Source organism: Flavobacterium sp. CS20 (genome assembly GCF_018080005.1).
Lineage (GTDB): Bacteria > Bacteroidota > Bacteroidia > Flavobacteriales > Flavobacteriaceae > Psychroflexus.
The window spans coordinates 2,341,748-2,362,256 of record NZ_CP073015.1 but is presented as its reverse complement, the minus strand read 5'-3'; the positions used below and the strand labels follow the sequence as shown (position 1 = coordinate 2,362,256).

General features: G+C 34.9%; 17 protein-coding genes. 4 read left to right on the top strand and 13 right to left on the bottom strand.

The window, feature by feature from the left end; genetic code table 11:
• Positions 1-9: 9 nt before the first annotated feature.
• The 7 genes from IGB25_RS11195 to recA form a co-directional block, all read right to left on the bottom strand.
• Positions 10-639 carry a gluconate 2-dehydrogenase subunit 3 family protein gene (locus IGB25_RS11195; RefSeq protein WP_211065070.1) on the bottom strand — a complete coding sequence of 210 codons (630 nt, stop codon included), beginning with the start codon at positions 637-639 and terminating at the stop codon, positions 10-12.
• A 14-nt stretch (positions 640-653) separates the two neighbouring features.
• Positions 654-2,378 (bottom strand): GMC oxidoreductase, encoded by a 1,725-nt coding sequence (locus tag IGB25_RS11190; RefSeq protein ID WP_211065069.1) that lies wholly within the window; start codon positions 2,376-2,378, stop codon positions 654-656.
• Positions 2,379-2,596: 218 nt separating this feature from the next.
• Positions 2,597-3,829 carry a hypothetical protein gene (locus IGB25_RS11185; RefSeq protein ID WP_211065068.1) on the bottom strand — a complete coding sequence of 411 codons (1,233 nt, stop codon included), beginning with the start codon at positions 3,827-3,829 and terminating at the stop codon, positions 2,597-2,599.
• Positions 3,771-3,977 (bottom strand): hypothetical protein, encoded by a 207-nt coding sequence (locus tag IGB25_RS11180; RefSeq protein ID WP_211065067.1) that lies wholly within the window; start codon positions 3,975-3,977, stop codon positions 3,771-3,773. The genes IGB25_RS11185 and IGB25_RS11180 overlap by 59 nt, the downstream gene beginning before the upstream one ends.
• Entirely contained in the window at positions 3,974-4,528 is a 555-nt protein-coding gene (locus IGB25_RS11175) for an RNA polymerase sigma factor (protein WP_211065066.1), read from the bottom strand. Before IGB25_RS11175 ends, IGB25_RS11180 begins: the two co-directional genes overlap by 4 nt.
• A gap of 2 nt (positions 4,529-4,530) precedes the next feature.
• Positions 4,531-4,941: a hypothetical protein gene (locus IGB25_RS11170; protein ID WP_211065065.1), complete on the bottom strand. Its 411-nt coding sequence runs from the start codon at positions 4,939-4,941 to the stop codon at positions 4,531-4,533.
• A gap of 37 nt (positions 4,942-4,978) precedes the next feature.
• Positions 4,979-6,001, bottom strand: a complete 1,023-nt coding sequence (recA, locus tag IGB25_RS11165; protein ID WP_211065064.1) for a recombinase RecA — start codon at positions 5,999-6,001, stop codon at positions 4,979-4,981.
• A 1,529-nt stretch (positions 6,002-7,530) separates the two neighbouring features.
• Between recA and IGB25_RS11160 the strand changes: the two genes are divergently transcribed.
• Genes IGB25_RS11160 through IGB25_RS11145 form a run of 4 tightly spaced genes read left to right on the top strand, consistent with a single transcriptional unit; the run spans position 7,531 to position 9,229 of the window.
• Positions 7,531-8,286, top strand: coding sequence for a hypothetical protein (locus IGB25_RS11160; RefSeq protein WP_211065063.1), 756 nt, complete (start codon positions 7,531-7,533; stop codon positions 8,284-8,286).
• Positions 8,286-8,738: a DUF5675 family protein gene (locus tag IGB25_RS11155; RefSeq protein ID WP_211065062.1), complete on the top strand. Its 453-nt coding sequence runs from the start codon at positions 8,286-8,288 to the stop codon at positions 8,736-8,738. The genes IGB25_RS11160 and IGB25_RS11155 overlap by 1 nt, the downstream gene beginning before the upstream one ends.
• A 30-nt stretch (positions 8,739-8,768) precedes the next feature.
• Positions 8,769-9,050 (top strand): hypothetical protein, encoded by a 282-nt coding sequence (locus tag IGB25_RS11150; protein WP_247653502.1) that lies wholly within the window; start codon positions 8,769-8,771, stop codon positions 9,048-9,050.
• Positions 9,047-9,229, top strand: coding sequence for a hypothetical protein (locus IGB25_RS11145; protein ID WP_211065061.1), 183 nt, complete (start codon positions 9,047-9,049; stop codon positions 9,227-9,229). The genes IGB25_RS11150 and IGB25_RS11145 overlap by 4 nt, the downstream gene beginning before the upstream one ends.
• Before the next feature lie 239 nt (positions 9,230-9,468).
• Here the strand turns inward: IGB25_RS11145 and IGB25_RS11140 are convergent, their stop codons facing one another.
• From IGB25_RS11140 to IGB25_RS11115, 6 genes are all read right to left on the bottom strand, one after another.
• Positions 9,469-9,891 carry a hypothetical protein gene (locus IGB25_RS11140; RefSeq protein ID WP_211065060.1) on the bottom strand — a complete coding sequence of 141 codons (423 nt, stop codon included), beginning with the start codon at positions 9,889-9,891 and terminating at the stop codon, positions 9,469-9,471.
• Positions 9,892-12,090: 2,199 nt separating this feature from the next.
• Positions 12,091-12,711 carry a hypothetical protein gene (locus IGB25_RS11135; RefSeq protein ID WP_211065059.1) on the bottom strand — a complete coding sequence of 207 codons (621 nt, stop codon included), beginning with the start codon at positions 12,709-12,711 and terminating at the stop codon, positions 12,091-12,093.
• Positions 12,712-12,745: 34 nt separating this feature from the next.
• Positions 12,746-13,948: a GIY-YIG nuclease family protein gene (locus IGB25_RS11130; RefSeq protein ID WP_211065058.1), complete on the bottom strand. Its 1,203-nt coding sequence runs from the start codon at positions 13,946-13,948 to the stop codon at positions 12,746-12,748.
• A complete protein-coding gene (locus IGB25_RS11125) occupies positions 13,941-15,911 on the bottom strand; it encodes a DEAD/DEAH box helicase (protein ID WP_127844274.1) in 1,971 nt (656 codons plus the stop codon). The genes IGB25_RS11130 and IGB25_RS11125 overlap by 8 nt, the downstream gene beginning before the upstream one ends.
• A gap of 159 nt (positions 15,912-16,070) precedes the next feature.
• A complete protein-coding gene (locus IGB25_RS11120; protein WP_211065057.1) occupies positions 16,071-17,708 on the bottom strand; it encodes an RNA-binding domain-containing protein in 1,638 nt (545 codons plus the stop codon).
• 107 nt (positions 17,709-17,815) lie between these two features.
• Positions 17,816-20,473 carry a DNA methyltransferase gene (locus IGB25_RS11115; RefSeq protein WP_211065056.1) on the bottom strand — a complete coding sequence of 886 codons (2,658 nt, stop codon included), beginning with the start codon at positions 20,471-20,473 and terminating at the stop codon, positions 17,816-17,818.
• Between the last annotated feature and the right edge of the window lie 36 nt (positions 20,474-20,509).

Sequence of the window (20,509 nt, the reverse complement as noted above, 5' to 3'; positions counted from 1 at the left end):
AATTTTCGTTTATTTCAAATCAGTGTAAGGAAAATTAGAATACTCTAAAGACCAAGATTTGCCTTGTGTTAATTCTTGTAAGTTGCCACAATAATAAGTTCCTGGAATAGGGTCATAGGCTAAGACTTCTTCTCCAATTTTTTCGGTTGTTAAATAGGCTAATATACTAAAGTTTTTCAAGACGTCTAAGCATTCAGAAGTGGTTAAGCCTTTAAAGTCAGGGTTGTTCTCTCTTTCTGTGTCTGTTTCTCCTTTTACTTTTAAATGTTGATCTAAAAACAATTGAATATCTTTAGCATCAATTTTATTGATTTCTTTTTTTGATTCATCTTCAAATTTTAATAACACTTTGTCAAAAGCCAGTTTAAAGCGTTGCTGGTCTTTAATTTTAAACACTTCATTTATATAACGGTCAATAAACTCTGGGACATTTAATTCTGTAGCAGATGGTAAATCGGTTTTAGGTAAAAACACATTGACTATTTTTGTGAGAAATTGTCCTTGTGGAATGCTTAAGAATTTTGGTGTCCACAGTTGAGGTTCTGTAGTACAACTATTTAATATACTCAACACTGTTGGTGTAGCAACCACGGTCGCTGATGCAATACCTATACGTTTTAAAACTTCTCTACGATTCATGAGTAATAGGTTCTTTAAATTGAATTCTTTTTAAGTTGTTTAGCCGCATGATTGGTCGCTCTTGCTGTAAAAGCCATATAGGTCAACGAAGGGTTTTGGCTTCCTGATGAGGTCATAAATGCACCGTCGGTAACATAAACGTTTTTACAAGTATGCACTTGATTGTAGGCATTGAGGACAGATGTTTTTGGGTCACGTCCCATTTGTGCACCACCCATTTCATGAATACCTAAGCCCATTGCTCTGTTTTCTTTAACATCATAGCCTTTTACATTTTTAAAACCAGCAGCTTTCAGCATTTTGACGGCTTGGTCTTTCATGTCTTTTCGCATAGCCAGTTCGTTTTCTCCAAAATCAGCATCGAAAGTTATAGTAGGCAAGCCCCATTCGTCTTTTTTATCATAATTCATAAATAACCTGTTATTATGATTAGGTAAAGTTTCTCCAAAACCAATGAGATCTATCTTCCACTCACCTGGTTTGAGAATTACCTCTTTCAGTTTAGGTCCATATTTTAGTTCGGCTACCATTTCAGAAATATTTGATCGTGTAGCACCGCCTTGGTAGTTGTAACCACGAACAAAATCTTTGGAGTTGGTTTTGCCCCCAATATTTCTAAACCGTGGAATAAAAACTCCATTAGCACGGCGTCCTTTGTAGTATTTATCATCAAACCCATCAGCAATTGCCGTAGCACCAACCCAAAAATGATGATCCATAAGGTTTCGACCAACCAAATCATTATCGTTACCTAAACCGTTTGGAAATCGTTTTGATTTTGATTGAAGTAAAATAGAATTAGAAGCCATTGCAGAAGCACAAAGGAAGATAACTTTGGCTTTATACTCAATTTTTTCATGAGTTTGTGCATCTATAATTCTCACACCAGAAGCTTTTTGAGTAAGTTCATCATAAACAACTTCATAGACAATAGAGTGTGGTCTTAACGTCATATTACCTGTTGCTTCTGCTGTTGGTAAGGTTGATGCATTGCTACTAAAATAAGCACCATAGGGGCAACCACGCATACATCGGTCTCGATATTGACACGTGGTTCGTCCAGCTCCAGGTTTTGTGCCTTCGGTGATATGTGCAACTCTACCAATAGTTAGCAATCGACCATCATCAAAGCTTTCTTTTATTTTTTTCTTTAAATGTTGTTCTACACAATTCAAATTCATAGGCTTGAGCAGTTTTTGGTCTGGCAACTGCTTTAATCCTAAATTTTCGCCACTAATGCCAATAAATTCTTCAACTTTATCATACCAAGGTTCAATATCTTTGTATCGCACAGGCCAATCTATGCCAATGTTTTCCTTTTTGTTGGCTTCAAAATCTATATCGCTTAAACGATAGCTTTGCCGACCCCAAACCAAAGATCGGCCACCTACGTGATAACCGCGAATCCAGTCAAATCGTCTCTTTTCGTTGTAAGGATGTTTGATATCATCAACAAAAAAATGTTGGTGAGGTTCTTGAGTCGTATAGCCTGTTCGGTGTTGTTTAAATTTTCTTTCTTTTGTTTTTCGCGTTGTTGCTATACCGTTAGGAAAGTCCCAAGGATCCATATGAGCGGTTTTGTAGTCTGTGATATGTTCTATATTTCTACCGCGATCTAATACTAAAGTTTTTAAACCATTTTCACATAATTCTTTAGCCGCCCAACCGCCTGATATACCTGTACCTACAACTATAGCATCAAATTGTTGTGGGGAGACTTTAATATTGTTTTTGCTCATATAAATTCTGATTTTTGAAATAAAAATTAAAAATACATTTTAAATTTTTATTTCAAAGCTGGATTTAAGTTGCATATGCAACTTTTTCGTTAAACGATAATTTATCCTTTATAATTATTAGATTTTCATAATTAAATCTTTTTCTGTAAGAGAGGTTGCTATGCGTATATAATTTAACGTGAGTTCGACTAACAACATATATTATGACGAGGGCGAGTTTAAAACTTAAATACAATTCCAGAATAGACGCCTAAAAAATAGGGTTGAAAATCGGTTGTTCCGCTTTGAAAAGTATTGATTTGATATTTGAAAGTCGGTTCAAAATTAAACATAAATCGCTCTGTGAAGTTGTATTCTAAACCGATAGCAAAGTTGGTTGAAAAACTTAGATTGTTGATATTGTTGGCTTCACCTAATGAAGTTGTTCCGTTTTGGTTTTTTACATCAAGGTTGTTATTGTTTAACAAAAGTGTGCTTGCACCGCCAATGAGATTGATATCGATTTTACGGTCTAAGACTTTATATTCTATCTCCATAGGAAATTCAATATAACCTAATTCTTGTTGAAGTTCAGACGGCACAGTTTCAGACCTGTTAAAATTACCGTTTGTTGAGAGGTTTTGCAATTGTTGCCTATTCAAAACCGATGCTGTAAAGTTGGGGTTAGTCTTGACGTTGTTTAAATTGGCTGTGCCTTGGTTTGGCACTAAAAACACGTCGTTTGTGGTATAGTTAAGATTGACACGATTAACACCAGTTCGGAGTTTTATTTTATCGTTAATTTGATAGGCCACATTTATACCGTAAGACATATTGACTTCGCCTTGACCGTTGTTTTGGGCAAAATTGGGGTCAACGGCACTTCCACTGCCTAAATTACCATAAAAAATAGGGGAGATTTGTGGTTTAATAAACCAAGCGTTTTTTTCTGAGTTTGAAATTTTTAATTCATCTTCATTATTGAGGTTTTCAGCGACTTCTACCAAAGATTTTTTTGGAGATGCCACTTTTTTAATGATTGGATTTTGAATTGTTGAAGCATCAATAGTAGTAGATTTTTGAATAGAACCTTTGGAAGAAAAATTTGAATATGCTAAAGCTTCATCAGTTGAAGTGCTATTGGCTTTTAAAGATTTATTTTTCCTTTCATCTTGTTGTGTTTTGCTGATAATGTTTTTGTTAGCCTTGTTTGACAAAGAATTACTGTTGGTATTTTGAGCTATGCTGGATTTGGGTTTATTAGAAATAGTCTTGTTTTTATTAGAAATACTTGACTCATTTAGAGGGTTTTTATCTTGATTTGAGCTTGTAATGATTGTATTGTCTTCTTGATTGTTTTGTGTGTTTTGTTGAGATGAATTTACGACAGGAATATTATTGAGTTGAGTTGGGTTAAAAAACCACTGCGAACCAGCTATAATCAAAATGGCAATCACTGCTGCAAAGACCACTGAGTTTGAGCCAAAGTGGAACAACGCGTTTTTTAGACTTTTGAGTCAATCGTTTTTCAATGCCACTCCAAGCAGATTTTGGGGCATCGACTTCAAAATCTTTAAAAGATTCTTGAAACAACCGGTCTATGTTATGCTGATCACTCATAAAGTTTTGGCTGTTTTATTCAGGTTTTTATTATCGATTATTCTGTTGACTTTATCTTTTAAAATTTGTCTTCCGCGGGCTAAATTTGATTTTGATGTGCCTTCGGATATATTCATCATTTCTGCAATTTCTTTATGTGAATGTCCGTCAAGCACGTAAAGGTTAAACACCATTCTGTATCGATTAGGCAATTCTTGAATACATTTTAAAAGTTCTTGCAGACTTATGTTGTTTTCGGTGTAATCATTATCGGGTTGGATTAGGTTTTCTTCATAATTCAAAGAAAACACCTTTTGATTGCGATAACGCTGAAGTGCCGTATTAATGGCTATGCGTTTCATCCAACCTTCAAAAGAGCCTTTGTGTTTAAACTGATGAATGTTTTCATAAATGCTTATAAACGCATCTTGAAGATTGTCTTGAGCTTCTGCATAATTTTTTGAATACTTCAAACACAAGCTAAATAATTTTGAACTGTATATCTCATACAAAGCTTTTTGAGCCTTTAGCTCTTTGTTTTGGCATTGTTTTATGAGGTTTTTTAATTTCAAAACTATTCGATATTTACAGGAATATTTAAGGTTATAAATTGCAATTGACCACTATCTGAAGCCCCTGATAGAAATTTGAAAACATGGTCTTGTTGGATATCGACAAAATATTCAAATTGAACAGTTTCAGTATTAGTTGGTGTATCTTCACAATTGAAATTATCTTCGAATCTTGTTTCCGTTCTTATCGTAAGTTCAGGAGCTTCACCTAAAACATCAAAACCTTCAAAAGTGTGACAAGTTGTTGGTTTTATATAAGTAATTTCAAAGATTTCTGTTTGTTGATAATTTAGAGTATCTGGAGCTACAATATCTACAACATTGGCATTTTGAACAGTTACTATGCTTGGGTTATCAACTGAACAAGATGTTAGTATAGATATTAGACTCAAACTTAAAATAAATTGTTTCATGTTATTTCTAAGATACATAAATTTAAAAACGTTGCGTTTAGTCTTTACTTTTGGCAATTTTTATGGCTTCTTTGATTTTTACTTCAAGTTCGTCCATCAAGTCTGGGTTTTCTTTGAGTAAAGTTTTTACAGCATCACGACCTTGACCGAGTTTGGTGTCGCCGTAGCTGAACCACGAGCCTGCTTTATTGATAATTTCATAATCCACACCGATATCTATAATTTCGCCGACTTTAGAAATACCTTCGCCGTACATAATATCAAATTCTGCAACTTTAAATGGTGGTGCGACTTTGTTTTTAACGACTTTGACACGGGTTTTGTTTCCTTTAACCTCGCTATTGCTGTCTTTAATTTGTGTAGAGCGACGTATATCAAGTCTTACCGAACAATAGAATTTTAAGGCGTTTCCACCTGTTGTTGTTTCTGGGTTGCCAAACATCACGCCTATTTTTTCACGTAATTGATTAATAAAAATCACCGTACAATTGGTCTTACTGATACTTGAAGTTAATTTTCTTAAAGCTTGTGACATCAATCTGGCATGAATACCCATTTTGGAGTCGCCCATTTCGCCTTCTATTTCGCTTTTTGGGGTCAATGCGGCAACGGAGTCAATCACAATAATATCAATTGCACCAGAGCGAATCAAGTTATCTGTAATTTCAAGAGCTTGCTCACCGTGGTCGGGTTGCGATATGATTAAGTTATCAATATCAATGCCTAAGTTTTCGGCATAGGTTCTGTCAAAGGCGTGTTCGGCATCAATAAAAGCGACAATGCCACCTTTTTGTTGAGCTTCGGCTATGGCGTGCAAAGTTAAAGTGGTTTTACCAGAAGATTCTGGTCCGTAAATTTCAACAACTCGACCGCGAGGATAACCACCAACACCAAGAGCCAAATCTAAGCCCAGTGAGCCTGATGAAATGGCATCAACATTGACTACCGATTGGTCGCTCATTTTCATCACCGTGCCTTTGCCGTAGGTTTTGTCTAATTTGTCTAAGGTGAGTTTAAGCGACTTTAGTTTAGTCGCTTTTTCTTTATCTTCTGTACTCATGGTTTATTTTTTATTGGAAAGGTAAAAATACAATTTTTTTGTTAGACTGTTTAATTCAACATGAGTTCTATTAATCCAAATTGAGTTAGTTTCGTTTATAAACACCCATTTTCGATATACTTTTCTCTACTTTTTTTTGTTGAGAGAAGTCCTACCAATGACATGGGTTGTATTGACTATAAGCGAATTATGGATAATTCAATATTTTGTTTCATTTTTTGTTGAGGCTGAGTCAATATCTTGTTAGTGTTTTAATACACTTCCCATACTTAAGCCATACTTAAGCTATAGAGGATCTATACTGGAGTTAAAAATATAATATTAGCAATAAATGTCTTAAATTTTTGAGAATTTAAAAATTGTTGTGTGTTCTCGATACAATTTCTACGGGCTTGCAGCCCATAGAAATCACTCGAACCGACAAGGGGGTTTGTTATTGCGATACCGAAGCTTTGGTAGAGGAATCTTTTTTCACGTTTTGGGGTTTGGTTCACTGAGAGATTCTTCACTCCGCAAGCTCCGTTCAGAATGACAAGTAGGTTGTCATTCCGACGGCAGGAGGAATCTTTCTCACGTATTGAGGTTCGGTTCGCTGAGAGATTCTTCACTCCGCAGGCTACGTTCAGAATGACAAGGGAATGTCATTCCGACGGCAGGAGGAATCTTTCTCACGTATTGGTTTTCATTTCACTGAGAGATTCTTCACTCCGCAAGCTCCGTTCAGAATGACAAGGGGTCGGCAGGCTCCGTTCAGAATGATAAGGGAGGTTCAGTTCGGGGAGAGATTCCTCGTCACTGCGTTTGCCTCGGAATAACAGGAGAGGTTTGGTTCGGGGAGAGATTCTTCACTCCGCAAGCTCCGTTCAGAATGACAAGGGAGGTTCGGTTCGTGGCAGGATTCTTAACAAAAACACAACCGACTGATAACCATATATTTAAAAGAACTTTCTGTAAATTGTCCCCAATTTGGACACCTAAAATTTAATTGAATTTGTTATTCCTTACTATCAAATAATTATATTCAATCCCTAAATATAAACAAATTCAACCATATTTCACTTTCAATCTTCAATAAATTCTTCGACTAATTCGAGGTTGATGCCGAGGTATTCGGCGAGTTCGTGAGTAGTGATGATTTGGTCTTTTTCTTTGCTATGCATTTCCTTCAATCGCTTGAGTATTCTTTGCGATTGTCTTAGGCTCAGACCTGTGATCCTCTGGATGTCTGTTGGAAATACTTTGATGCGCTTTTTGACTTTCATTATAATTTACTCCTATTTGGTACATTTTAAGCACCACAACGCTTTATCTATACTCTATCCATATACTATCCCCACTGCATTTAGTTAGCACAGCTGGGTATTTTCAAGTCGTATGTTTGGCGTTTAGTGCTAAGATACTGCGTTTTACACATTTTTAATCGCTATTTGAGTGACAAATGCGACATCAATGCCATAAACGGCAGATGCGTCTTAGTTCCTTGTCAACCATAGGCTTAATCTCTTGCTTTGTTGTCAAACATAGTAATTATGGCTAGACAAACAGGTATTATTAAACTGAAAGGCACTTTGGGGGATATTTCCTTCTACAAGAGTGCAGATAGCCACCTTGCGAGAGAAAAAGGTGGTGTGGACGGTAACAGAATCAAAAATGATCCAGCGTTCCAGAGAACGCGCGAGAATGGTTCTGAATTTGGAAGAGCTGGCAAAGGCGGAAAAATCTTGAGAGATTCGATTCGGTTGTTGTTGCAGAATGTGACGGACAAGCGTGTGACTCCGAATTTGCAAAAGCAATTGATGAAAGTCATCAAAGCTGATTCGACGAATGATCGTGGACTTCGAACTATTCAGGATGGGAATATGGAGCTTTTGCAAGGCTTTGATTTCAATTCGAAAGCGAAGTTGGGACGAACGCTTTATGCTTCTTTCCAAAACACGGTAGATCGTGTGGCTGGTGAAGGTGATGTGGAGGTTGATCCATTTGTGCCATTGACCATGGTTGACGCTCCTGGGGGAACCACTCACTTTAAAATTGTGACTGGACTGGCAGAATTGGATTTCGTTGAAGAAAACTCCGTGTTTGATTCGGATGAGTCCAGTATTTTGCCATGGGATTCTTCAGAAACTGTTGCGATTTCATTATCAACGGCGGTGACTGCGGCTTCAACTTTGCCACTGATTCAAGTGATTGGTGTTGAGTTCTACCAAGAAGTCAACGGGACAATGTATCCGCTTAAAAACGGGGCTTACAATGCCTTGAGCATCGTGAAAATTGACAATGACTAATGGAGGTTAGGCTTGGCTTGTATAGAGGGCATTTTCCACAAGGTACGGTTGGTGCTCTCTATTATTTTGATGAGTTCATGAGTTTTACAATAGAATTGCCATGGAAAACGAATCAAGTCAATGTGTCAGCGATTCCAGATGGTGTGTATGAATTGAAATTGAGATACACCAAAAAATTCAAATGGCATTTGTTGGTGGAAGGCGTGCCAGGTCGATCCTGGATTTTGTTTCATCCCGCCAATGATTCATCTAAGGAACTGGAAGGCTGTATTGCTCCTGTCAGCAGTTTAATCAATGTTGGTTATGGGTATTCATCGAGAAAAGCTTTAGATCGAATTTTGGATAAGCTGAGACCGCATTTTCAAGCGAAGGACAAGGTCAAAATTGAACTGAGGAGTTCACATTTTGAAGATCATATTCAACTGCAAGGACAGTTAAAGGATAAAAGTTAAAATAATTAACATTTAAATACAATAATAGAGATGAATTTAAAACAAAGATACCAATCAGAGACGCCGAAGTTTTTCAAGACTTTGCGAAACATAGGTTTAGGGATTACCGCAGTGGCAGGCGCCATTTTAAGCGCTCCGGTGGCACTGCCAGCCACAATGATCACCATTGCCGGATATGGTTTGGCCGTTGGCACGGCTGTTTCCGCAGTGAGTCAAGTGGTGACCAAAAATGAAAATGATTCAGCAAAGGATCAGTCACAGAATCTGAAGAACAGCAAAAGCGCTGAGGATTCGAAAGAAGGATCGCCATGATGCAACATGAAAAGGCTGGATTTATCGGGGGTGCACTTTTCAGTCTTTTGGGCAGTATACATATCGATGATTTTATTTCGACCTGTATTTTGGTCATTGTTGGTGCCAGTGTGAGTTTTATCACCTCGATGCTTTTGAAGCACCTTGCCAAACGATTCAAAAAGAAAAAAAAGCGCTAAAACATTACAAAATCCGATACCCAAATTATGGGTTTCGGATTTTTTTTGTGGTTTCCCTAAAAATGTATATTTTAGAGCAAAACTTTTTAGGATGAGTTTTTCATAATAGATTGGTTAATTATTAAGCCTCGCAAGTTTGCGGGGCTTTCTTCATTTAAAGCCTTGTTTCAAATCCTTTGATTTCAGTTCAATTTTAAAGCATTTCATTAAAAAAAGCCCTGAATTCAGGGCTTTTTGGATTATTTCAGCATGGTAGTCGCAATGGCGATTTTGAGTTCGCCAAACTTCTCCAGCTGTAACCTCAGCAATTCTTCTTTCTGTTGGACCGCCTTGAATGTTTTGATTTTCTGCTTTAATTTCAAATCATTCAATTGGCTTAGACAATCGTTCAGCACCATTTTGGCATCGGCTGTGACCAGGTAAGGGATGACCGAACCTTTGAGGTGAGGATAGAATTTTTTGGTCTGCCAAGCCGCATAAGCAAGCCAGTAGATGGCATCTCTTTCAGCTTCAGATTTGGCTTTGACAATGAAGCAGTTTCGGCAAGCTAAGACCGATGGGCGACCAGCATTCAATCCTTTGTTTAGGATGTAAAAACATGGCTTGTCGTCAGTTTTGACGCCTGAGTAAACTTTTAATTGGTAAACATTTGATTTAAACATAATTATGGATTTAAAAATTATGTTTATTCGCTTCGCTCACAATTTTTTTTTCAAACGAAAAAGAAAAAAAGAAAAAAGAAAGGCACCCAGCATCAGCCTTTTGGGAAGCAGTCAAGCTTTTTTTAAATAAAAATGGAGTGGATTTTTGATTGTTTTTTGGGAAGCAAAAACATCAAAATAGTGCGTGATATTTTAGCAAGTTCAAGGGCATTTTTTTTAAAAAACCCTTGGGCTTGAGCTTTACGGCTGTGCGGGCAATGGCTGGCGCAAAGGCTGATATATTTGCCTTCTTATTTATTTTTTTGATATAAAACTTTATTATTTCAAATTTTGAGATTTCACATTTTTCATTTCAAATTTTCATTTCTGCTATGCTCAATGCTCTGTCTTTTTTTTTGATTAGATTTTTTGGTTTGACGCTTTTGCAAGTGCTGGCAATTTGGTCTGGTGTGAAGTTGTGTTGTGTTCTTAATTTCTGGCTAACTGAAGTGTTTGTATTCTATACAAATCGAACAGACCAAACTTTGTAGCTCTTGCTTTTTGGGTGCCGTCATGGGTTGCGATAAGTTGTGATTTTCAATGGTGGTTTGTTCAATCTGCTAACGCTATGATGATTGAAGTCAAAAGTAAATCGCAACTTATGTAAGGCACTGGGAGTTTAAATTTTCATTTCATGTTCTTTTTTTTCCATTGCCGAAAAAAAGAACCAAAAAAAGTCTAGACTAACAAAATAACCCTTAAAAATTCTACGGAATCCCCCGCCACAGATAAAAAATAACTCAACCGATTATCATCGGTCTCAAACAGATTTTTATCTTACGCCCTGCGCTGCTTCCTTGATTTTTAAAGTTTTGTTTTGATAAGTCATTTAGCAGAAAAAAGACTTTAGGTAATATTTCGTTATTCTAGAAATTAGCTATACTTTTTAGTTTAACTGATAAATAGAAATTTTATTATTCGTATGTTATTTATGACAAATGTAGGTTCAATTAATTGTTGTTTTTATTTCACATTTATTTGATTTTAGACTGTTGAACTGAATCTTAACTAGGTAACAATTTTCTGTTTTCGGTGTTTATTTTTGAAAGGTTTACTGGAGTGATTTATTTGAGATGAGGTTGTTTTGGAGACAGGTTTCTGACGCCGCATTTTGTGAAAACGTTGGCTGAGCTACCGATAAGCTTGTACCCGGGCAGGTAATCTAGACGCGCGAGCCGTCTGCGAGTTGAGTGCCTATGTGCTATGGGGTCTTTGTGTATGCAAGCATAGCACAACGTAATACGCACAGCAAACATAGCTTGTCCTTTTGGGAGGGCTGGCATTTTGGCTATGGTGTGGGTTGTTTGGTGGTTGTGGGTTGGTGTTTTTGATAGGTTTTTATGAAACTGTGCTTTTGTCATGGTAAACATGGCAGCTCTCCATATCTGTTCCGGCATGGGTTGCGGTAACACCGAGAGGTTTATTTGGTGGATAGCGTTTTGTTTGGCTTTCATTGTGTTATGAAATGGAATTGAGATCGCAACTTATGTACGGAACGTGTTTTGTTTTAGTTCAAGCTATGTTTTGCTAGTGTAGGCACGATTCGCAGGCTCGCACTTTATGCAGCTGTGTTTGTGCCCTAAATATTGTTACGCCTTTGGCGACCTTATTGGGTTTTAGGGCACAAGGGAACAGCGGGTGGCGAGGCACTGGCGTGTCTGTGAAGGAAAACAAGAAAATATGGTCCAATGCGCCTGAGGACGGAAGGCGAATGGGTCATATTTTTGTTATATACAAGGGTTTTGGATGAATTATTTTCTTCTAATCTCTGAGGATTTGAACTTTTAATTAAGTTGGATTTGAGGTGAAATGCCCTTGTAGATATGTTTTTCCGGAACAAAACAGAGGTGCCGAGACACACCATATTACCTGCCCACGCTATATTCTATCTTGCAATTCAAACACTTATGAAAACGGATTTAAAAAAGCGCAATGGCAAAAAGTAAGGGCTGTAATACTGTAATGCAATGAAAGTATTATAGCTTTTACTCTGCGGAAAGCAAAATAGGTATAAATGAAATGAAATGGAAATTATACTTATTTGCTTGGGGAATTGAAATTCATCGATTATTTAGTTGAATTCACTTAACTTTCAATACTGGCTAATTTACTCCTTTTAAGACATTTTTTTCCTAAATCAATTCCTTCTCTTTAAGGTTTCTATTCACAGGTTGATTTCAATCTAGTTTTACCATTTTCTTTAACCATTTTAAATCCATTATTAAGCATAGGTTGAAGGTTTTTTCTGCCGGTAAATTGCCAAAGCGCATATCCATATTGGCACTGATTAATTATTCCATTTTCATATTCTTCCAACATTAATTCTTTTAGCTCACTCCAGTATTTTTTTGGTGAATGAATAAAAATTATTAGTGGGTTAAACTCTGGATCAACAAATTCTTTGTCGTAATATTTCTTAATTCTTTCTGTACTAGGGAAACCATACTTTTTAGTTATTTCTATCATTCTTTCAGTATGCTCAGCATCCATTGGATTAATATATTTTCTATAAATTAAATCTCTTATACTGTCAGATACAAACTTTCTTTTTTTCATTTCTTGAATTCTCAAACTATCAGAAAGACTTTCGATTCTGTTTGTTTCTGACTTATCAAAAGTTTTATATACTGTGTATTCTCGCATTGTTTGGTCATAACCATACATAAATTCCATTTCTTCCACTAAAATTTCAATGTCTCTTTTAAAGAGTGAATCTTTTGAAATCTGTGAATAAACTGAATTACAGAAAAATATAGTTATTATTAAAAGTTTTAATTTCATTCTCAAGTTTTATTGTCGTAAAAAATTATAGTCATTAATCGTTTTTGGTAATTTTTTCATTTTGAAAATCGTAGTGATAGTTGATAATTTCACCAGTATTAAATAAACCTATTGCTCTTTCTATTATTGGATAAGGAACTACAAACCATTCTCTTGGGGTTATTCTGTTTTTATTTTTATCGTAAATATCTATTTGTAATTGTGCTTGACTAAAAAAGCGGTGGATTAAATTTTCAAACTTTTGTGTGTTTACATTTACACATTTAAATGTTGCTACTACTTCTACTTCTGCATTGAGATAGGTCGCTTCATTTCTAGCATTAATCACTCTTTTTTGAACGGGTACTGTAGAGAAACCTATTTTATATAAATTATTAAGTTTACTTATTTCTGGATGGGTTGATTTAGATTTTAGCACGTAAATCCAGCCTGATTCTTTATCGTCTTCTTCTAACTGTTCTACATTTGTAAATAGCTCTTTCTCGCTGTCTTTTTCTAAATCTGTTACTACTTTACCATTATTATATAATTGTTTTGCTAAAGACCTATAAAGCATATTACTATATGTACCATTATCAAAAACAGTTCTTGTTCGTACATCTTTTCTAACTCTGTCACCTAATTCTCTAACTGCTTCAGAAATATCACCTACTTCTAAGAATAATAAAACCCCATCAAGAATGTAGTATTTACCTTCTTTTAAGTTTTTTTCTGCATTTTTAAAGGATTTTAAACTACGTAAACCTAACTTAATTTCTTGGTGTACTTTTTTAAATTGCTTGTCATACTTTTCAAATACTGCATCTGACATTGCTTTACGTTGCGCTACAAAATCGGTTTCTTTTTTATCTTTTGGGGTATGTTTAAAATCAAAAATACTTGTACCTTCTTCATCATCTGCTAACAAACCGAAATCATCATCTTCTAAAATATCGGCTACAGATTCAACTTTTTTAGGCTCAAACAATAAATTATGCCTATCAACATCTTTTAATGCAAATTTCTTTTTATCATTTTCTCTAAAGCCTTTTAAGCGTAAATACAAACGCATTTCTGAAATACCATTACCTTGTTCTGGTTCTCTTTCTTTTTCATCTACAAAAGCATTGATTTCTTCAAAAGATTCTATTAAACGTTGATCTGTAGATTTTACGTTCGACTGCTTTGAAGTCTCTTTTAAAATACCTAAATCGTCATCTTCAAAAATATCTTCTATGCTTAACTTATCTTTAGACATTTTGTTTTTGTTTACGCTTTAGTTCTTTTAAGAAAATAACTGCTTCTGCCATTCTTTTTTCTTTTGGCTCTAACGATTTAATATCGGGATTTTTTCCTGTTTTTTGCACCCAGGCTTTTATTTTGGGCCACAAGATAATAGCTTCCTGTTCCGTCATTTTAATTCTAGACGCATCTATAGTTTCCTGAATAGTTCTTAAAACAGGTGCTGTTACTGATTTGGATAATATTTCAAATGCTTTTTGAAACGGGTTTACACTATCTATTAAATCTATGTGTATTTCATCTATATTCACAAAGGTATCTGCCATTTTGATAAACCTTCTATCTCCTTGTTCTTCTATACTTCCGTTTTTAATAACTGAGTCTACAACAATATGTTGCCTTACTTCTTCTACCTCATCATCTGAAAGTTCAGGATAGGTTTCTTTAATAATTTTAGGTATTAACACTTGATTGATCACCTCTGGCTCCAAAGTCTCACTCGGCATTGCTTTGAGCATATCATTATCTTGCAAAATTTTTGCTTTTAAATCGTTTAAGTCTGATTCGATAATTTGCTCTACTCTTGCTGTTGAAGGTTCTTTAAAACCTCTGATGTGTATAGTGTTTTCCTCTTCATTTGCCTGTGTTCCATCTTCACGATCTACTTCATATTCATTATCTTCTTCTTCAGGGTATTTCGCTTTAAATTTAAAATTAGGCGCTAACACCTGCTCCATTAATAAAGAAGCGGTAATTGCTTTTAGCATATTATTGACTGAAAGTTTTACCTCATCATCTTGGGCATCGGGTTGAGCGATTAAATTGGTGAATTGAGCGTGTGTTTTATTGTCGCTATCTCTTGTAGCCCTGCCGATGATTTGAATAATCTCTGTTAATGAACCCCTATAACCTACCGTTAAGGCTTGTTCGCAATATGGCCAATCAAACCCTTCTTTTGCCATCCCTAAAGCAATAATGATATCAATATCTTCTGGAGCATTTACATTGCGTAAATAGTTTTGAATTTTATCTCTTGATTTTTGGTCATCATTTACTAAATCAGCTACTTTAATAAGATTTCCTGTTTTATGCGATTTAACGTAAATAACCCCTGTTTCTGAATCTTGGTATTCTATTTCACCTAGCGTGTCTATTATTTTGCCTACCTCTTCATATTTTTCTTTAGTGGATTCACCAGAATTTACACTAGGAATATGAATAATGGTTTTTTTATTTTCATCTAGAACCTCGTGAATGGCAGTTGTATATTTTCTTTGGTAAAAATGATAACCTATTCCTAAAGATTTTAAATACTCATAACCATTCAGCTGTTCGTAATAATCGTATTTAACTTTAATGAACTGCGCTTCTACTTCGGGTAAAAGAATAGGAATACTATCGCCTCTAAAATAAGAACCTGTCATTGCAACTATATGAGCAGTTGACTTAGCCATAATAGAGCTTAAAACACTTCCTAATCTATTGGTGCCTTCGGCAGATACGTGATGAAATTCATCTATAGCAATTAAGGTGTCATTAAACTGTTTTTCATCAATAGCATCAAATGCAAAACGCAGTGTAGCGTGTGTGCAAATAAGAATTTCTTCCTTACTATTCATAAAGTTAATGAAGGCATCTACTTTAGACTTTTCACCGCCAGGCGTACAAAGGTTGTATTTAGGATTAGGATTCCAATCTTCAAAAAAACCGTATTTTTTTAACTCTGTTGGAGCGAAAGAACTGCCAATAGAACGTTCAGGCACTGCTACAATTAATTTTTTTATATCTTGGTTACGCAGTTTATCTAAGCCAATAAACATTAATGCCCTAGATTTACCTGATGCAGGAGGAGCTTTAATCAGTAAATACTGTGCTGTTCTTGCTTCAAATGCTCTTTCTTGCATTTCTCGCATTCCTAGCGCATTGGTTTTTTTACTCTTTCCTGTCTGTTTATAATTGACTTTAACTAAATCTGGCATTTGTTTTTTTATTTAATTAACTAGAAAAACTACATTAAGTTTATCTAAACCCTAAAATTAAGAATGTTTATAAGAAACTCTATTACAACAACTAACAAAAAGTTTATCTAAAAGTTTATCTAAAAGTTTATCTAAAAAAAAACTTCTATCGCTAGTTAGTTAAACTTTTTTCCAAATAGGTTTTCTATTTGTACCTGTATTAGTAATAGAAACATCACGCTTAGACATTGCATAAATAATGTTTCTTAATTTATTCTTTTTTTGATCTTCATCTAAAACATTAGGAAGAATATCTAATATTAATTTATCTAAATCTTTTTTACTAGCAGATTCATATTCTTCTAAATAATTTAAAATCATTTTTTTATAATGATCATCTTTAAACCCTCGCATTTTTATATACTCTCCCTTTTCGCCTGTAGCCTTGGCTACTTTAGAAGAAATATGAAGATTAGGACGCCTGCCTTCTATTAATTTTCTCTCTTTTAAAGACCTACTTTCTTTAACCGTAATACTTTTATTTTTCGCAACTTTATCTAATAAGATGATATCATTTAAAGACAAACTAGCTATTTGTGCTAATTTTCGCGCATAATCTATATCTAAAACCTTGCTCGTAATGGTTACTTTCACTTTTTGATTACCAAATTCATAATCTGGTAAGGGGAAGAATTTCTTACTTTGAATTTTAAACATTCTTTTAATACCACTCCCAATGGTATCAATCATATTAAGGCCTACCATTGCATTGGTTAAAAAGGCATTTCTATAATTTTGCTCAGGGGAATCAGCATTGATGACTGCTTCTATACTTTGCGGAATAAAATCACCTGAATTTGAAAAAACTAAGGTAGAATTTTCATTTTCAACCACTACTATTTTACCCCCTAATGTATAGTCTTGATGGGCAATACAATTATTTAATGCCTCTCGTATGATATAAGGATCATATTGATCTACTTCATCTGGAAATAAAGAGTCATCATTAATATACCGATATTTAAGATTTCTTATTTTTTTACCAATTTCTACTACATTTAATAATAAAGGGCACGTAAAATGTTCATAATCTTTTTCAATATTATCTGCATCTTTTAAAATCCAACTCACCGTAGCTCTTGCAGGGTTAATGTAGTGTTCAGCTTCAGGTTTACCGAGTAGTAAAATTGCTGTATTGGTGATTTTACCTTTAATGGTAATTTTTGCTTTGTTTAGAAAAACCTCATCTGACCAAGATTTAACTTCATCAGCTAAACTTTTATTTTTTTGAATAAAACGCTTTCTAGCTTCTTTTATCGCTTGGTTTGACAAATCTGCAATACTCGCTTCTTTAATAATTTGAGCACTCCAATCTGTTTGCTTAACCTGATTCTTTATACGATCGTATTCGTTATCATTTAAAGCACCTAAACTTTCACCATCTCGACCATATTTAAAACCTTTCCAGCTAACAGGCATTCCTTTTGGAGCAGGAATTTCTAACACGACTACTTCTCTGCCTTCGCGAACAAATCGATTGGTTGAAATAAAACCCAAGTGCGGAGAAGTATGATCGGCTATTTCTTTTTTATAGTCGTTAAGTCGCTTTTCTGATATATTAGTACCCACAATAGTTTGGTTATCTTTTACTCCAAAAACCAGATAAGCCGAAGTTTTATTTTCTAGGTTCGCTTCATTGGCTAAAGCAGAAAAATACTTCCCCAGCTTATTTTTATCATATTGCTGTTTAGCTTCTTTAAACTCAACCACTTCATTTTCTGAAGGTAAGCCTAATAATTCATCTAATATATCTTTCATACTACTATGCATAAATCACTATTGCAAAATATAGTGCTTTTTTGCAATAAGGAGTTGACTATTGTAAATTTTCTTTATTTTTTGCAATAAAATGAAATATTCATTATTTATTTCCCTTCTTTCTCTTTTACCATTTTCTCATATTCTTTAAACAAATATTCTAAACGTTGAGTGTCATTATCGAAAGGTTGTAGGCGGTAACAACGTTCTACAGCAAGATCTAGGTCTTGATGGGCTTGGCGTAAGCCAGCTGGCATTTTATCGGGGTCGTAGAGTTGTGCCATTGTTTTCTCGGGGTGCTTTTCTCGCTCTTCTAATACCGCAAATACATTTTCTTCTATTTGGGCTTTTTTGACTTTACTGATGTTTGGGAATGGGAAAGTGTTGTATACAATATTTTTAGAATATCTATAATCTGTTTTTAATTTACCTGCTATAGCTCTTACCCACGCCATATGCATCTTAGATATTAAAACTCCAAAGATATATAGCTCATCAGTTTGTATAAACCTAATAGAATCTAAAGGAATAATACCACCATCAACAAAAGACATTGGAATGTAATCACGCCGTTCACTTGAGGTTTTAGGAATCGCTATATATTCTTCAGGATTATTTAAGTCTCTAAATTGATGAGGCCTTTTTGCAAGTTTATGAGTCCCTTTATCTTTAGCTTTTAACCTGTGAGCTTCAACTTTTCCTGTAATTTCTTTTATTGCTGGATACTGATTTACACTTTGTAGTTTTTCGTTTTTAAACCATAAACAGTATCTCTCGCCTCCATTTATTAATTCTCTACCACCTATACACTTTTTAAACCATCTTTTTGAATTTGGTTCACTTTTGATAAATTCATTTTTTTCACTTTCAGTAAATATTAAATTTCCACTATCATAAGCAACATTGCCACCCTTCATTGGTGGAAAATAAGATAAAGGTTTCCCTCTATTTTTTATGTATACTGTCTTAGCATCAGTTAGATAAGGGTTAATGTGACTGGCTATTTTTTTTACATCATTAAAATAAATATATCTTTCTTTTTCATTTACATTTCTAAGACAGACGATGATTACTGTCACACCTGCATTACCTACCGCATTATTCTTCCACTTAAATGAAGTATACGCAAAATCAATTTCAATATCATTATCTAAAACATTAGGCCACAATGCAGAAACTTGTTCTCCTTGACAAATTGAATTAGTTGAAACAAATGCACATTTTGAATTTATATCTTTAATATATCTTGCACCTTTTATAAACCAACACGAGATATAATCTAATATTTTACTACCACCATTGGAAATATTATTAACTTCATCGCGTTGTTTTTGAGTTTGATTTTTAGAACCTAAATAAGGCGGATTCCCTAACAAATAAATTTCATCGTCTTTTTGTTTGGGGCAAACTTCTTCCCAGTCTATTCGGGTGGCGTTGGCACAAGTGATATTACCAGATGCTTTTAAAGGTAAAATGGGGTTAGACTTCCCGAGTTCTAGTTCGTGTTCAAAATATTTATTCATTTGGTGTTCTGCCAACCATAAGGAAAGTTTGGCAATTTCGTGGGCAAAATCGTCTATCTCTATCCCGTAAAATTGCGTAAGTTCTATTTTAGAATAAATAAAACTTTGTTGGCTTTCGGTTTCTAAAATGGCTTGCCAAATTTCTATTTCGAGTTTACGGAGTTCTTTATAAGCAATAATTAAAAAGTTACCGCTCCCACAGGCAGGGTCAAATATTTTAAGTTTACTGAGGCGCTCTACTAATTTTCTTAGCTTTTTGGATTTCCCTCTGGCGTTTTCTAATTCGTCATACAACTCATCTAAAAACAAAGGTTTGATCACCTTCATAATATTAGGCACTGAGGTGTAGTGCATTCCGAGATTTCCACGCTGGTCTGGGTTAACCACCGCTTGAATCATAGAGCCAAAAATATCGGGGTTAATATGGCTCCAATCTAACTCACCACTTTCTTGTAAAATGCCCCGTGCTTCTTTATTAAAGTGAGGTACACTTAATTTATCTTTAAACAAGCCCCCATTTACATAAGGAAATTGATCCAAATGTGCAGGTACATTTTTACGTTCGGTTTCTTTTAGGTTCAACACCTGAAAAAGCTCGTCTAAAAAAAGGTGGACATCGTCGCCGTCGTTTTGGGTATGTCGCATTAGGGTATTGGTAAACATTCCTTCTTCGGGAAAGATACTGGTGTCCTCTGCAAAGAAACAAAACAGCAAACGTGAAAAGAATAGGTTGAGATCGTGCACTCCATTTTCCAGAATGTTTGGATTTTCTTCAATAAGAATATCGTATAGCTTAGCCATACGATAAGAAGCTTTACGGTCTGCTTCATTCTCATTCGTGGCTTGATATACTTCTTGACCTGCCCAGGGCAAGAAAAAGCTATGGTTTTTAGGTAAATCTTTAATAGCAATGTGCAAGTTTTTGCCTGTACGCGTATCTTTTGTCGCTATCTCTTTGTAATTGGTAGTAATGATAAAGCGCGGATTGTGCTTTAGGTTTTCTTCTTGGCTTAAATCTTCTACCAATGCCATTAACTCATCTTCACTGGCTTCTTTAAATAACAGTTTCTTTTTATATAAGATTTCACCTTCATTTTTAGCCAAATTAAAATCTCCCTTTTGCAAGCGTGTTATCGAGGCTTTAGAAATGCCATAGGCACGCAATAAGTCGTATATAAAAGTTTCAGGATTAAAGTTGTTTACCAACTCCTTTACTTTTTCTTGAATTTCTGTAGAGGTCATTCTTTAGTTTTGGTGTATTTGTTTCAAATTTAAGAT

Excerpts from the sequence above, each read along its gene's own strand:
- IGB25_RS11195 (WP_211065070.1), bottom strand. The coding sequence starts at position 639 with ATGAATCGTAGAGAAGTTTTAAAACGTATAGGTATTGCATCAGCGACC.
- IGB25_RS11190 (WP_211065069.1), bottom strand. The coding sequence starts at position 2,378 with ATGAGCAAAAACAATATTAAAGTCTCCCCACAACAATTTGATGCTATA.
- IGB25_RS11180 (WP_211065067.1), bottom strand. The coding sequence starts at position 3,977 with ATGAGTGATCAGCATAACATAGACCGGTTGTTTCAAGAATCTTTTAAA.
- IGB25_RS11170 (WP_211065065.1), bottom strand. The coding sequence starts at position 4,941 with ATGAAACAATTTATTTTAAGTTTGAGTCTAATATCTATACTAACATCT.
- recA (WP_211065064.1), bottom strand. The coding sequence starts at position 6,001 with ATGAGTACAGAAGATAAAGAAAAAGCGACTAAACTAAAGTCGCTTAAA.
- IGB25_RS11160 (WP_211065063.1), top strand. The coding sequence starts at position 7,531 with ATGGCTAGACAAACAGGTATTATTAAACTGAAAGGCACTTTGGGGGAT.
- IGB25_RS11155 (WP_211065062.1), top strand. The coding sequence starts at position 8,286 with ATGGAGGTTAGGCTTGGCTTGTATAGAGGGCATTTTCCACAAGGTACG.
- IGB25_RS11150 (WP_247653502.1), top strand. The coding sequence starts at position 8,769 with ATGAATTTAAAACAAAGATACCAATCAGAGACGCCGAAGTTTTTCAAG.
- IGB25_RS11145 (WP_211065061.1), top strand. The coding sequence starts at position 9,047 with ATGATGCAACATGAAAAGGCTGGATTTATCGGGGGTGCACTTTTCAGT.
- IGB25_RS11140 (WP_211065060.1), bottom strand. The coding sequence starts at position 9,891 with ATGTTTAAATCAAATGTTTACCAATTAAAAGTTTACTCAGGCGTCAAA.
- IGB25_RS11135 (WP_211065059.1), bottom strand. The coding sequence starts at position 12,711 with ATGAAATTAAAACTTTTAATAATAACTATATTTTTCTGTAATTCAGTT.
- IGB25_RS11130 (WP_211065058.1), bottom strand. The coding sequence starts at position 13,948 with ATGTCTAAAGATAAGTTAAGCATAGAAGATATTTTTGAAGATGACGAT.
- IGB25_RS11125 (WP_127844274.1), bottom strand. The coding sequence starts at position 15,911 with ATGCCAGATTTAGTTAAAGTCAATTATAAACAGACAGGAAAGAGTAAA.
- IGB25_RS11120 (WP_211065057.1), bottom strand. The coding sequence starts at position 17,708 with ATGAAAGATATATTAGATGAATTATTAGGCTTACCTTCAGAAAATGAA.
- IGB25_RS11115 (WP_211065056.1), bottom strand. The coding sequence starts at position 20,473 with ATGACCTCTACAGAAATTCAAGAAAAAGTAAAGGAGTTGGTAAACAAC.